The 14,075-nt window shown below is 65.2% G+C and carries 12 protein-coding genes and 1 tRNA gene; 11 read left to right on the forward strand and 2 right to left on the reverse strand.

Annotated elements, in window-relative coordinates; genetic code table 11:
* The first annotated feature begins 205 nt into the window (after positions 1-205).
* The 7 genes from TX80_RS00360 (at position 206) to TX80_RS00390 (ending at position 6,827) form a co-directional block, all read left to right on the forward strand.
* Positions 206-586, forward strand: a complete 381-nt coding sequence (locus TX80_RS00360) for a DUF7344 domain-containing protein (protein ID WP_049920853.1) — start codon at positions 206-208, stop codon at positions 584-586.
* Positions 587-817: 231 nt separating this feature from the next.
* Positions 818-1,420: a superoxide dismutase gene (sod, locus tag TX80_RS00365; protein ID WP_049920855.1), complete on the forward strand. Its 603-nt coding sequence runs from the start codon at positions 818-820 to the stop codon at positions 1,418-1,420.
* 105 nt (positions 1,421-1,525) lie between these two features.
* Entirely contained in the window at positions 1,526-1,792 is a 267-nt protein-coding gene (locus tag TX80_RS00370; protein WP_049920856.1) for a DUF5827 family protein, read from the forward strand.
* Positions 1,789-2,631, forward strand: coding sequence for an ATPase (locus tag TX80_RS00375; protein WP_049920857.1), 843 nt, complete (start codon positions 1,789-1,791; stop codon positions 2,629-2,631). Before TX80_RS00370 ends, TX80_RS00375 begins: the two co-directional genes overlap by 4 nt.
* Before the next feature lie 118 nt (positions 2,632-2,749).
* Complete coding sequence (locus TX80_RS00380) at positions 2,750-3,859, forward strand: thiamine ABC transporter substrate-binding protein (protein ID WP_049920859.1); 1,110 nt, start codon at positions 2,750-2,752, stop codon at positions 3,857-3,859.
* A 14-nt stretch (positions 3,860-3,873) separates the two neighbouring features.
* Positions 3,874-5,784 (forward strand): ABC transporter permease, encoded by a 1,911-nt coding sequence (locus TX80_RS00385; RefSeq protein ID WP_049920860.1) that lies wholly within the window; start codon positions 3,874-3,876, stop codon positions 5,782-5,784.
* Entirely contained in the window at positions 5,781-6,827 is a 1,047-nt protein-coding gene (locus tag TX80_RS00390) for an ABC transporter ATP-binding protein (protein ID WP_049920862.1), read from the forward strand. Before TX80_RS00385 ends, TX80_RS00390 begins: the two co-directional genes overlap by 4 nt.
* A 2-nt stretch (positions 6,828-6,829) precedes the next feature.
* On the opposite strand, the gene TX80_RS00395 is transcribed toward TX80_RS00390, so the two are convergent.
* Positions 6,830-7,408, reverse strand: a complete 579-nt coding sequence (locus TX80_RS00395; protein ID WP_049920863.1) for an MBL fold metallo-hydrolase — start codon at positions 7,406-7,408, stop codon at positions 6,830-6,832.
* Between the two features lie 199 nt (positions 7,409-7,607).
* Here TX80_RS00395 and TX80_RS00400 point away from each other — a divergent pair, with 199 nt between their 5' ends.
* The 4 genes from TX80_RS00400 (at position 7,608) to TX80_RS00415 (ending at position 11,699) form a co-directional block, all read left to right on the forward strand.
* Positions 7,608-8,822: a helix-turn-helix transcriptional regulator gene (locus TX80_RS00400; protein ID WP_049920864.1), complete on the forward strand. Its 1,215-nt coding sequence runs from the start codon at positions 7,608-7,610 to the stop codon at positions 8,820-8,822.
* An 89-nt stretch (positions 8,823-8,911) separates the two neighbouring features.
* Positions 8,912-8,986, forward strand: a tRNA-Glu gene (locus tag TX80_RS00405).
* Between the two features lie 184 nt (positions 8,987-9,170).
* Positions 9,171-9,965 (forward strand): alpha/beta fold hydrolase, encoded by a 795-nt coding sequence (locus tag TX80_RS00410; RefSeq protein WP_049920866.1) that lies wholly within the window; start codon positions 9,171-9,173, stop codon positions 9,963-9,965.
* A 492-nt stretch (positions 9,966-10,457) separates the two neighbouring features.
* Positions 10,458-11,699, forward strand: coding sequence for a plastocyanin/azurin family copper-binding protein (locus TX80_RS00415; protein WP_081661365.1), 1,242 nt, complete (start codon positions 10,458-10,460; stop codon positions 11,697-11,699).
* A gap of 119 nt (positions 11,700-11,818) precedes the next feature.
* Here the strand turns inward: TX80_RS00415 and TX80_RS00420 are convergent, their stop codons facing one another.
* Positions 11,819-13,801 (reverse strand): bacterio-opsin activator domain-containing protein, encoded by a 1,983-nt coding sequence (locus tag TX80_RS00420; protein WP_049920867.1) that lies wholly within the window; start codon positions 13,799-13,801, stop codon positions 11,819-11,821.
* Positions 13,802-14,075 lie beyond the last annotated feature (274 nt).

The raw sequence follows: 14,075 nt of genomic DNA on the forward strand, positions 1-14,075 counted from the left end.
ATCGATTCGCAGTGTGTAAACCCGAAAATAATGTCGTCGTCTTTTCGACGAACTCGAAGTCGAATCGTCATTCGGGCCATCTTTTCGAGCAGTCGTTCCAGACTGAAGACACATCCCGGTCTCGGTAGACGTAACATCTAATGTGACGGCTGCAGTAGGTGCGGCTGGTGGTTTCGAATGGTAACATACGGTAGGTGGTCTGCGGATGCGTGAAACGGAGGGGGAGCCGACGGCGCTCTCGGCCGAGCGGACGCCGTCGCTTGACCTCGTTTTCGATCTGCTCTCGAATCGCCGGCGACGATACGCACTGTACGTCCTGTACGAACAGCCGGACGGCGTCGCGACTGTCGAGGAGCTTACGGACGACATCGTCTCGTTCGAACGGCAGTACTCGGGTGCCGAATCCGAGACCGGTATCGACGACCGAAAGCAGCGGATTCGAACGGAACTCCAGCACGTTCACCTGCCGAAACTCGAGGACGCGGGTATGCTCGAACACGACCAGCGCAGCGAGACGGTCCGGTACTGGACACAACCGTCGCTGGAGGAGTGGCTCGAGCACGCACAGCACAAAGAACAACTGTAACTCACGGAGCCAAACTGCAGCCGTGGTCGGGGTGGGGTAGACGCGGTACCGACGAGGGACACCTTTCTCGAGCACTGCAGTCATTGAAAGGTTTAACAGGCTGTTCGTGGTGGAAACGGGTAGGCTCGGCGGGCCGTACGGCCCCGAAACGAGCTCAGTGAGGTGTGGTATCGTTTCACTCCTCAAAACTTAACAGGAGAGATACCGATAACGGATTACAGGTATACACCCATGACTGACCACGAACTGCCACCACTCCCGTACGATTACGACGCGCTGGAACCGTCGATCTCCGAACAGGTCCTCACCTGGCACCACGATACGCACCACCAGGGGTACGTCGACGGCCTCAACTCGGCCGAAGCCGAACTCGAACAGAACCGCGAGGACGGCGACTTCGAGTCGACCCCCGCGGCGCTGGAAAACGTTACCCACAACGGCTGTGGTCACTACCTCCACACGCTGTTCTGGGAGAACATGTCGCCCGATGGCGGCGGCGAGCCCGACGGTGATCTCGCCGACCGCATCGAGGAGGACTTCGGCTCTTACGAGGCCTGGAAGGGAGAGTTCGAAGCTGCCGCCGGCGCTGCCGGCGGGTGGGCGCTGCTCGTGTACGATCCCGTCGCAAAACAGCTCCGGAACCTGAAAGTCGACCGCCACGACCTTCACGCGCTGTGGGGTGCCCATCCGATTCTCGCGCTCGACGTGTGGGAACACTCCTACTACTACGATTATGGCCCCGACCGCGGAAGCTTCATCGAGGCCTTCTTCGAGGTCGTCAACTGGGACGCGGCCGCCGAAGAGTACCAGAAGTGTCTCGATCACTTCGAGTAAGCGACGACCCTGCGATCCCGCGTTTTTTCGCCGGCGATCGACGACGGCCAGTCGACCGGGAACGAACGATTTAGGCACCCGAAACCGGAACGGAATACACGTACTATGCCCGTTCCGAAATCCGAATTCGACCGGCTTCCGCCCTGTGACTTCTACACCCCCGAGGAACTCCTCGAGGACGACCAGATGTACACCGTCTACGAGATCGCCCGATTGCTACAGGGGATCGAACCCGACGCGGACATCGACCGGGAGACCGAGGACATCCTGCTGGACTGGGCGATCCCCTGGATCATGACCAACGCCGACGCCCTCGTGGTCGCGGAGCCGCGAGACGAGGACGAACCCGGCTACTACGGCCTGAAAGAATGATCCTCCTCGTGGTCGGTGCCGATCGCGTCGACGCCGGCAAGACGACGTTTTCGGTCGGCTTGCTCGAACGAACCGGCGCGGTCGGGTACAAACCGCGTGCGGGAAACGACTTCTGGTTCGACCACGACGACTGTCGACGCGCCCTCTCGGCGGGCCGCCTCTACGGGAAGGACGCGAAACGGCTCGCACGGGCGGAGGTGCGATCCCGTATTCCCGAACGACTCAATCCCGTTCATCGGCTGTGGCAGCCCGCCCCCGACGGCGGAACGGGGCTTCTCGGTCGGAGCGACCGCGAGTTCGTCGTCGACCGGATCGGACGGACCGACGGCGCCGGCGACGACGACCCGACGTTCGTCCGCAACGCCACTGCCGAGGTTCCGGACGCGGTCGCCGAGGCGTTGCCGCTCGAGGACGCGATCCCCGTCGAAACCGTCGCGGAATTCAACGACGTCGCCGCGCAGCGGTACGTCCCCGCCTTCGAACGGCTCGCGGACGAGATCGAAGCGACAGACATCGCCGTCGTCGAATCCTACGGCGACATCGCACAGCCGCTCCAGTCGCTCGATCCCGCAGCGATCGCTGCGGTCGCGGCCGTCGAACCCGGGCGCGCGACGATCTATCGAGGCGATCGGTACTGTCGGGCCTGCGAGATCGCCAGTTCGAGCCCGAAAGACGGTGCCCTCGAGAAGCGCGTTCCGAACGTCGTCGACTATCTCGAACCGCTCGAGCGCGTCCGGTTGCCGCCGCTCGGGAGCGACGAGCGAGCCGATCCCGCGCGTGTCGCGTGTGCCTACGAGGAGGCGTACGACGCGCTGTTGGCGGCGGCCGGACAGGTGTAACCCGTCGGGGTCGACGCCGGTTCCGGCGACGGAACCACCGGAGGCGGACGATTGCGACACTCAGTGACGGGATTCTGCGATCACAGCGGTTAAGATCACTCGGTGGAACAACCGTGTAATGAGACGACGAACGTTCGTCGGTACCGTCGGCAGCGGGGCGGCCCTCGGGCTGGCCGGCTGTCTGACTCGGGAGGGGGATGGCGATCAGCGCGGTAGTGAACACAACGGGGATGGAGCGGACGGGACGCTCACCGTCGCCACCTACAAGTCGATGATCGACGGGGACAACCCCGCGGGGCCGTGGCTCAAGGACGCGTTCGAGGCGGCCCACCCGGACGCCGAACTCGAGTGGACCCAGCTTCCCACCCACGGGATCAACCACTACATCGATCGAGCCCAGCAGAACGTCGGGATCGAGGCCGACGTCTATCTCGGCGCGAACGTCGACGACCTCGTGATCGTCGACGATACCCTCGCGGACGGCGGCCTGTTCCGCGAGGTGGATCGCGACCGCCTCGAACGGGCGGACCGCATCCGCGACGGACTGGACATGGGCGATCCACACGACCGCGTGCTGCCCTACGACACGGGCTATATCTGCCTCGTCTACGACGAAAGTCTGGTCGACGAACCCGACACGCTCGAGGCTCTGACCGAACCAGCATACGAGGACGCGCTGTTGACCCAGAACGCCCGCAACTCCGATCCGGGACAGGCGTTTCTGCTGTGGACGATCGACGCCTTCGGCGAGGACGGCTACCTCGAGTTCTGGCGCGACCTCGACGACAACGGGATTCGCGTGCTCGAGGACTGGGACCAAGCCTACAACGGGGCTTACATGAAGGGTGAGCGATCGATGATCGTCTCTTATTCGACCGATCAGGTGTTCGCCAACGACGACGGCTACGACTTCACGCGCCACCAGATCGCGTTCCCGAACGGACAGGGGTACGCGAATCCGGAGGGGATGGCGATCTTCGAAGACGCCGCCAACGTCGATCTCGCCTACGATTTCTTCGATTTCGTCCTCTCGAACGAGGCCCAAGCCGAGATCGCCCAGCGGAACGTCCAGTTCCCCGCCGTCGAGGAGGAACACGTCGATCTCGATCCCGAGTTCGATCAGTACGCACACGTCCCGCCCGAGGCGGTGACGGTCGGCTACGACCGTCTCCGGGGCAACCTCGACGGCTGGATCGAGGGCTGGGAAAAGGAGTTCGTCACCCACTGAGATCGATCCAATCCGTGCCTCGCGCAGGTCGCGCCGCCGTCGAACGCCTCCGCAAGGGAGCCGTCGGCACGTGGCTCGAGCGCCACGCACTCGGACTGGCGGCCCTCGGGACGGCGATCGTGCTCGTCGTGATGTTGTACGTCCCCGTCGGCATCGTCTTCGTCGAGGCCGTCGTCGACGAGGGCGGACTGACGCTCGGCCGCTTCGGTGACGTGCTGACGGATCCGTTCTACGTCGGCGTCCTCGCTGACCTCTTCGCGGAGCCGCTTGCGGTCGGCGACCACCTCGGCTCGCTCGCCGGCTGGCTCGGAGCGGTCTCGCTCTCCGTGTCGCTCGAGACCCCGATTCCGGGGCTGGACGTTCCACTCCCGTGGATCGGGATCCACACGCCCGGCGTCCGGCTGGGGCTGTTCGGCTTTACCGCCTATCAGGCCGCGCTGTCGACGGTCGCAAGCGTCGGGCTCGGCCTTCCGGCCGCCTACATCCTCGCGAACTACGAGTTCTACGGCCGCCGGACGCTGCGGTCGCTGACGATCCTGCCGTTCGTCCTTCCGGGGATCATGGTGGCGGTCGGCTTCTACGCCATGTTCGGCCGGACGGGGACGCTCAACGGCGCTCTCGGGGCGGTCGGACTGGGACCGTTCGCGTTCGTCGAGACCAGCCCGCTGGCGATCGTCGTCCTCGCACACGCCTTCTACAACGCGCCGCTGGTCGCTCGGCTGACCGTCGTCGCCTGGGAGTCCGTCGACGGCCGCACGATCGAAACCGCCCGGAGTCTTGGAGCCAGCGAGCGGCAGGCGTTTCGCGACGTCGTCGTTCCGCAACTCGCCCCCGCCGTTCTCACCGGTGCGTTGCTGACGTTCGTGTTTACGTTCATGACGTTCCCGATCGTCCTCGCGCTCGGCGGGCTTCGGCTCGCGACCGTCGAGGTCTGGATCTACAGCCGTATCCAGCGTCTTGCCTACGGCGAAGCCGCGACGCTTGCGATCCTCGAGACGCTGCTCTCGCTGGGGTTGACATACGCGTACCTCCGCTACGAGTCCGCCGAGACGGGGCTGTCCCGGGCACCGTCGCCGCCGCCGAAGGAGCCGCTCGTCCCCGACCTGCAAACGGCGTGCTCGCCACGACGGCTCGCGATCTTCGGCTACGGCCTCGTCGCGCTCGTCGTCTTCGTCGGGCCGATAGCCAGTCTGATCGTCGGGAGCGTGACCGACGGCACCGGGTTCACGCTGCGACACTACGCGTTCCTGCTCGAGCGCCAACTCGAGGGTGCAAGCTACCAGACCCGGCCGGTCCCCGCGGTCCGGAATTCGCTGCTGTTCGGCGTCGGCACGCTCGCCGTGGCCGTTCCGATGGGCGTCGTCGTCTCGGCGGTGACGGTCCGTGCGGGCCGGAGCGGGAGGGTCGTCGACACGCTGGCAATGTTGCCACTTGCGGTAAGCGGCGTCGTCTTCGGAATCGGGCTTTTGCAGGGGCTGGTCTTCGGTATCTCGCTGCCCGGCGGCTGGCGACTCCAGCTTACGGGGACGACCGCGATCGTTGCCGCCCACGCGGTCGCGGCCTATCCGTTCGTCACGCGGAACGTCTCGCCGCTGCTTGCGTCGCTGGATCCGGCGATGGTCGAGTCCGCCCGGGCGCTCGGTGCCTCTCGCGTCCGTGCGCTGCTCGATATCGAACTCCCGCTGGTCGCCGGCGGGATCGTCGCCGGCGCGGCGTTCGCCTTCGCGATCTCGATCGGGGAGTTCTCTTCGACGGTGATTTTGGCCAGCGGCAGCGAGAGCTACACGATGCCGGTTGCCGTCGAACGCTATCTGGGTCGGCGACCCGGCCCGGCGATCGCCATGGGAACGATCCTGTTGCTGGTTACCGCAGCGAGTTTCGTCGTCGTCGACCGCGTCGGCGGGAGGTACGAGTACGACCCGTGACCGAACTCCGTCTCGACTCCGTCACGAAACGCTACGGCACGGCTTCCGACGGGGCCGTCGCGATCCGGGACCTCGATCTGACCGTCCGCGACGGCGAGTTCTTCACGCTCGTCGGCCCCTCCGGCTGCGGGAAGACGACGACCCTCCGAACGATCGCGGGCTTCGAGGAGCCGACCGAGGGAACCGTCTCGTTCGACGGCGAGCCGATGACCGGCGTTCCCCCCGAGGAGCGCGACGTCGGCGTCGTCTTCCAGAGCTACGGCCTCTTTCCGCACATGACCGTCGCCGAGAACGTCGGCTACGGGCTCCGGTTTCGCGATCCGCCCGACGGAATGGCTCCCGACGAACGAGTCCAGCAACTGCTCGAACTGGTCGATCTCGAGGGGATGGGCGAACGCGACCCCGAGCAACTGTCGGGCGGACAGCAACAGCGGGTCGCGCTCGCCCGTGCACTCGCGCCGGCCCCCGATCTCCTGTTGCTCGACGAGCCGATGAGCGCCCTCGACGCCCGTCTCCGGGAGTCGTTGCGCCGACAACTCGTTCGAATCCAGTCCGAACTCGGCATTACGACTGTGTACGTCACTCACGACCAACGGGAGGCACTTGCCGTCTCCGATCGCCTCGCAGTGCTGTGTGATGGCCGACTCGAACAGGTTGCAACGCCACAGCAACTCTATCACGAACCAACAACGCGATTCGTCGCCGAATTCATCGGGGACAACAACGTCTTCGACGGAACCGTCCACGATCGAGACGGCGAGTACGCCCGGGTTGCCGTCGGCGACACGACGTTCGAACTCGCGGGCGTCCCTCCCGACACGGAACGCGTCATCGTTTGCCTGCGACCCGCCGTGCTCTCTCGAGAGGCCACGGATAACCGGTTCCCTGTTACCGTCGAAAATACGGAGTTTCGCGGCGAGAGCGTCCGCGTGTACGGCCGGTGGAACGGCCGCCCGGTCGCCCTGCGGCTTTCGGACGTTCCCTCGGGCGACGTCACCGTCGGGTTCGCGCCGGACGACGCACACGTGTTCGACGCCGGGTGAGGCTACGTCTGTCGGGCCATCCGAGCCGCGAGTTCGACGTGCTCGGCCGGCTTGCTCGTCACGCTCGGTCCGTGGCCGGTGTGCAACTCGGCGAGATCGTCGTCGATCCACTCGGAGACGCGATCGATGCTTTCGATCAGCGTCTCGCGGTCCCCTTCCTCGAGATCCGTTCGACCGAAACTGCCGTTCTGGAAGACGAGATCGCCCGCGATGAGCACGCCGGCGTCGGCCGAGTAGAAACAGAGGTGATCGTCCTTGTGCCCGGGCGTATGGAGCGCGATGTACTCGTGATCGCCGAGGCGGATCGTCTCCTCGTCCGTGATCGCGTGGTCGACGCCGTCGATCGTGTGATCGTACCCCCACGCCTCGACGCCGAAGGCGTCTTTGACCGCTTCGAGGTTACCGACGTGATCCGGGTGCGTGTGAGTGAGAACGACGGCCTCGAGATCGTCGACGCGAGACCGGATCGCCTCGACGACGTCGAAGTTCGCGCCGGGATCGACGAGCACTGTCCGATCGCCGTCGACGAGATAGACGTTACTCGTAAACGCCCGGACCCCCTGCGCGAGATTGGTGATCATGGCGGCAGCTACGCCGTCGACCGGTTTGTGCGTATCGACACGAGTCGCCGTGGAGACGTCCGGATCGACACCGGCTTCGAGCCCGCTCGAGTCGGGGTGGGCCGGGCGACGGTAGGAGACGGCTCGGCAGTCCGCGGTCAGCAGCCGGGGAGGTGGGCAATCACAACCATTTTTAGCTCCGGCACGTAGTGGGTGACGAATGAACCGGTCGGTTTCCGTCGTGTTCGTCGTCTTCGTCGTCACCGGCACCCTCGCCGGGGTCTGTGGTGTGGCGATGGTGAGCACCGCTGGAAACGATGTCGACGATTCCCAGCGGTCGTGGGGAACCAGCGCAGAGCCGGAAGCTGATCCTCCCGCTCAACGGACCGTCGCTTCTCAGGAGTTCGACAGCACCACGTTCGAGATCACTGTCCACGAAAACGGAAGCGCAACCTGGACGTTCCGATACGAACAGCGACTTCACGGCGACGACGAGCGAAGCAACGAAGAGGCGCGCCAGAACTTCGAAGCGTTCGCCGAGGAGTTCGAATCCGAGGAAACCGGCCTCTATACCCGATTTACTGAACAGGCGCGTCGCCTGACCGAAACCGATATCGATCGCGACATGGAGGCGACGGATTTCAAACGTACGGCGCGGATCGACGGGCAACTCAATCCGATCGGCGTCGTCGAAATGTCGTTTACGTGGGACGGGTTCGCGGCGACGGAGAACGGTCGGGTCGTCGTCGGTGACGTCTTCGAGGAAAAACTGTACATCACGGAAGACCAGTCCATCGTCATCCGGCCAGCCGACGAGCTCAGGTTCCGGTCCGTCGAACCCGAAGCCCAGTACCACAGTGCCGCACTCGAAGACGCCGACGCGGTTCGATGGCGAGGCGATCAGGTGTTCCCGGACGGGCAGCCGCGGGTCGTGTTCGAACGTCCCGGGAGTACGGCCGAGAGCGGCGACGGTCTCGCGTCGGTCGTCGCTGACCGTGACGTGTCGTTGCTGTTCGTTGTCGCCACACTCGTCGTCACACTTGGTCTCGGCGGCGGCCTCGTCTGGTATCGACGCAACGCCGACGCTTTCGGTACCGACACACCCGATCAACCGGCCGAGCCAGCCGATGATCCCGACTCGAGTCCGGAGCCGACATCGCCGCCCGCCGGCACCGACCCGTCGACCGACCCCCTCGAAGACGAGGAACTGCTCACCGACGAAGACCGCGTCGTCAAACTCATCCGGGAAAACGGCGGTCGAATGAAGCAGGTCAACATCGTCGAGGAAACCGGCTGGTCGAAGTCGAAAGTCAGCATGCTCCTTTCGGATATGGAGTCGGAAGGCACCATCAGCAAACTGCGCGTCGGCCGCGAGAACATCATCAGCCTCGAAGGGTTCGAACCCGAGGCGACGAAATCCCCCTTCGAGGAGTGAACCAGTAGCGTGGGATGACGAGCCATCCCTGTATCGAAACGGAATGCTTAAACATCGTACCGCGTTACGATAGAGTGTAGCCGACGACCGCTCCGATAGTGTAGTCCGGCCAATCATATTGCCCTCTCGAGGCAATGACCGGGGTTCGAATCCCCGTCGGAGCACTTCTCTGCGAACAAGTCCGTGAGAGACCGCGGTATTCGAGGCTCCGCGTTCCGCCGAGACACTGCAGTGACGGCGACCGCAGGGTAACGTCGTCGGTCTCGAGTCCGCAGCACTCCCCCGTACGTAAACGGCCGGATGACTGAGAGAACGGCTTAGTCGGCCACCGACCGAACACGGGAAAGCATGCAGACGACACGATTTGCAGACGGCACGCAGGTAGCGTACGAACGTCGCGGCGACGGACAACCGCTGCTCCTCCTACACGGGGGGATGGCTCCGCGGGAGTACTGGGAGCCGGTTATCCCACACTTCGAGGGGTATGCTGCCGTCGTCCCCCAGCGTCGGGGGTTTGGCACGTGTCCCGACGGCCCGGCGGAGACGAGCGCGGACGAGGTTCTGGAACGCGAGACGGAATACGTCCGAGCGCTCGCCGACGACGTCGACGGCGATCCGGTTCTCTTCGGCCACTCCTACGGGGCACTCACCGCGATCGAGGCCGCGACCGACGTCGCGGTCGATGCGGTCGTCGCCTACGAACCGGCGGTACTCCCCGACGACTTTCGGAGGCAGGCCGATCTCGCCGACCGGATGGAAGCGCTCGTCGATGCGGGCAACCCCGACGAAGCGATCAAACGCTACGTGGAGATGGTCCTCCATCCCGATGGGATCGACGACCTCGACGCGTGGCTGGCGGAGTGGCCGGTCTGGCCGGACTGCGTCGGCCTCGCCGAGGAAGTCGTCCGGATGAACCGCTCCGTCGAGCAGTATCGTCTCCCGGATCACCTCGAGGTCGATGCTCCCGTACTCGTGCTGACCGGCACTGCTGGTCCTGACTTCCTCCGGACCAGCGCTCGCGACGTCCACGATGCGCTTTCGCACAGTCGACTGGTCGAGTTCGATGCGATCGGCCACGGCGGCCCCAGCGAGGCCCCGGGACTGATCGCAGCGGAAGTCGAGGCCTTCATCAGCGGTCGGTAGCGATCCGGGGAATCGGCTACCCGCGTACGCGCTTCCTCCCACGGCTAAAGCCGTGGGCTTCCACGCTGTACCGATGTGATCCCGAAACGGGTGTTTGCTGGCGCATCGATGAGCCCGACGGAGACGGTCCGCACTCTACAATTTGGTCGTGGGCGATGGACGTTGACGGCAAGTGTTGCCACCTTGCGCGTGACTCCCCAGCCGAGACACCGTACGAGCCACTCCACATCCCCGAATCACCATCGTAACGGTACTTCCGCGGGTATGCGATGCGTTCCGAGTACCCCGTCAGCGGGTACTGCTAGTGCTATTTAGAGCGGGGTTTTACCGAACCGGGTGCGGGATGGACTGTGTGCAGCGTGGGCGTGAGAAGTGACGACAACCATCACGGCTGCGGTACACGAACGGCCATCGTCGAACCTCGAGTACGTGTGACGGTCCGCTCGGCGGAGTCGATGTACCGCGGCCGCAACCGAACGGAGAACAGTTACGATGTCACCACCAACCGATCGAACCGAGGAATCGACCGACCGACCGAGAGTCGAGTGGTTCGGCTTCGAGCGTCGGTCCCTGCTGCAAGCACTCGGCGCTGGCGCGTCGCTCTCGCTTGCAAGCGGGACCGCGAGCGCGTCCGGCGAGGAGTCCGACGGGGAAGTTGCCGCCGCCGAGACGGCCGAGGAGCGAACCGACGAACGGAACGGCTCGAACCGGATCGATCCCGTGTTCGGATACCCGACGACGGACGCCGAGGGGATTCCGGCCGGACTCGAGCCGGATCACGTCGTCGAACTGCACCGGGAGTTCCCCGAGGATCCCGCGGATCCGGAGCGCACGTCGGTGTTCCATTTCGAGCCGAGCGGCCTGCACGTCTCCGCCGGCGATATCGTCGCGTTCGTGTACACCGACCCCAACCACACCATCACGGCGTACCATCCCGGACACGGGTTCCAGCGGCGGGTTCCCGAGGGAGTGCCGGCGTTTTCGTCACCGATCGTCCAGAAGGACGGGGCCTGGCTCTACCGATTCGAGCGGGACGGCGTGTACGACCTGTACTGTGGACCCCACGAAATCGCCGGGATGGCGATGCGGATCGTCGTCGGCGAGCTGGTCGAGGGAGAACTTCCGGACTACGTGGAGTCGTTCGAGGCCGAACCGCCGCTCTTTGCGCCGCTGAGTCCGGCGGCTCTCGAAAACGAACTCAACGCGGAAAGTACGCCAAACGATGACTGCGAGTGGCCGTGGCCGACGGACGGACAGGTGCTCGCTTCGGAGGCGCTGGATCCGCTCGCCGTACAGGAGGCGGGTGAGGTGCCGTTCGCGGCGGTCGCCGACGAACTCGGCGTGGTGTTCGACCACGACGATACCGACGAGACGACGCCGACCGTCCAGGCCCGCGACCATCCCGAGTACGGGACCGTCCTGGTCGGTCCGGACGGGATGACCGTGTACGCGTTCGATAACGATGTCCAGGGTGCCGGCGAGAGCGCGTGTACCGGCGAGTGTGCCGACGCCTGGCCGCCGCTTACGGTCGAGGGCGAACCGGTCGCCGGCGACGACGTGGCGGCCTCCCTCGAGACGTTCGATCGGGAGACCGGCGAGACGCAGGTGATGGCGGCGGGACGGCCGCTGTACTACTTCGCTCGGGACGAGGAGCCGGGTGACGCCGAAGGACAGGGGGTCAACGACGTCTGGTGGGTCCTCGATCCCAGTGGGGCTCCGATCAGAACCGAGTAACCGGCGGTGGGCGCTCGTCGTCCGTCCGACACGGGAGCCGCGCCGGTCCGCGTGGGGCGCAGCCGAACGGCGAGCAGGTCCTGATACGGGCACCGCGACCGAACTGCAGGCCGAAAGCGCTAGGTACCGGTTGCGCCGTCTCCGCCGTCGAACGCCGTCAACAGCGTATCGAGGCCCCGTCGAAGGTGGTAGTGAAAGGTGGTTTCCGCGATGTCCATCGACTCGGCGACGTCGCCGGCGGTACTCCGGCGGGGCCAGTCGAAATACCCCGCGTGATACGCACGGACGAGGGCTTCCCGTTGACGATCCGTCAACCGATCGTCGATGGACTGGCGTATCTCGACGGCCCGCTGGACGGGGCGGTCGAATTCGCGCTGGGCAACCAGCGTCGAGTCCGGATACGCGGTTCGAAGGCGATCCGTCAGCCGTCGGATATCGGCCGTACCGGGTGCCTCGATACTGAACCGACCCCGACCGTCGTCGACAGTTCCCGACGTCAGCACGGCCCCATGATCGGTCAGTTCGCTCAGGGGTGGCTCCGTCGTGACGACCTCGAGCGCGCCGGCATCGGCTTCGTCGGCGATCACACGAACCCGCTCGATGTCCGGATCGTCCGTCGTGACGGTCCGAACGGCGGCTGGTGTCGCGCCGTCGACGGTGAGATACACGCACCAGTCCCCGGACGCCGACTCGATGGGACCGGTAACGGTGAGTTCACACCCGAGTTTCTCGGAGATCCGGACGAACACCAGCCCGGGATCGGTGACCTCGAACTCGAGTTCGACGATCGTGTCGGCGAACAGGACCCTGCGGTTCTCGACGGCGTTGATGGCGAACCCGACGGCGTTGCCGAGGGTTTCGAACCCCGCCCGTTCGCGTCGGTCGAACGCGAGCGGTCGGGCCGTGTACACGCCCAAGACGCCGTAGGTCGTCCCGCGGTGAACGAGCGGGACGGCGGCAACCGATTCGATGCCGCGATCAAGCGCCGCCGCTTGCCAGCGTCCGAACGTCGGGTCGGTGGACACGTCGTGACTCACGTGGACGGTTTCAGTGTGGAACGCTCGACTATCCGGCCCGTAATCGGGGTCGCCCTCACCCGCGGCCGTCGTAACCGGTATCGTTTCGACGATGCCGTCGTCGATCCCCCCGGTGGCCCGCGGGACGATCCGTTTGCCGTCGACGTGTGGCTCGCCGATCCAGACGAACTGGTACAGTTCGGACGCGGCCAGGCGGTCACAGACCCCCTGTTCGATTTCCGTTCGCGTCGACGCATCGTACAGGTCGCGGAGTATCCCGAGCAGGAGATCGTTGACCCGAGTCGGCGTCGGGTACTCGTCACGCCGGCGTCCCAGATCCCGCTTTTCTCGGCTGCCCTCCGGGGTATCGAGCAGCAGGAGCGCGCCAGCGAACTCCCCGTCTCGAGACAGGGCGACGCCGCGACCGATACCGGACGCCTTCGCGGCGGCGGACGGCTCGAGCGCGACCTCGAATTCGATGGTTCCGCCGTTTTGCAGGCGCGTAAACCGGTCCGCGTGGCCGGCTTCGACGATCGGTGGGAGGTTGCGGATGTCGACGCCGAGAACGGACGGCGAATCGGTGCCAGCGGGGCCGATGATCTCCTCGGCCCGTGTGTTTGCATACGTGATCCGGAAATCCGCGTCGAGTCGGACGACCGCGAACGGGGCGCTTTCGTCCGGTTCGTCGGAGACCGTGCCGACGGCACCGGGTTTCGGTTCGCCGACCCGGCGGTGGCGCTCGACCGCGCGACAGATACAGAGAAACCGCTCGTCGTCCAGTCGAGCGATCGACAGCACCTGTGGGAACGGACTCCCGTCGCGTCGCCGGCCCGTGACCGTGCCGCGCCACCGCCCATCCAGACGGCATGCCGGCAGGATTTCCCGTTCGAAGCGCGACCGCTCCCCGGCGGCGAGACGCCGGTCCCACGGTTGCCCGGCGAGCGCGTCCGGAGTCGCGAACCCGTACAGTTCGGCGTACGGTTGATTGACCGACGCGTACCGTCGCCCGTCGATCACGGCCGTCGCGTCCAGCGACGCAGCCAGCAGCTGCTCCCGTTCCCATGCCAGATCGGCTGCGATCGTCATGGGGAGTCACACACCAGCACCGGTATTAACGTTCGGGCACGGACCGAGCGCCTCGATCGCACGTTCTCCGTGCCCGCATGCAACGAGCGCCTGACGACTGCGGCCCGAGTTCTCGGTGGTGCTGATCATTCGGTTTTAAACAGGGAGGGGTAGCGAACCGAGTTGCCAGTTGAACGGTGCAGTCCCGCCTTTATATATGGCAAGGAGTCGAAAACCTTCAAGAAGTGAGTACATTCGTAGTAAAATAAATGGATCGGACGGGTGATCGTTGTAC

The sequence above is a fragment of the Halopiger djelfimassiliensis genome, from assembly GCF_000455365.1.
Classification (GTDB): domain Archaea; phylum Halobacteriota; class Halobacteria; order Halobacteriales; family Natrialbaceae; genus Halopiger_B; species Halopiger_B djelfimassiliensis.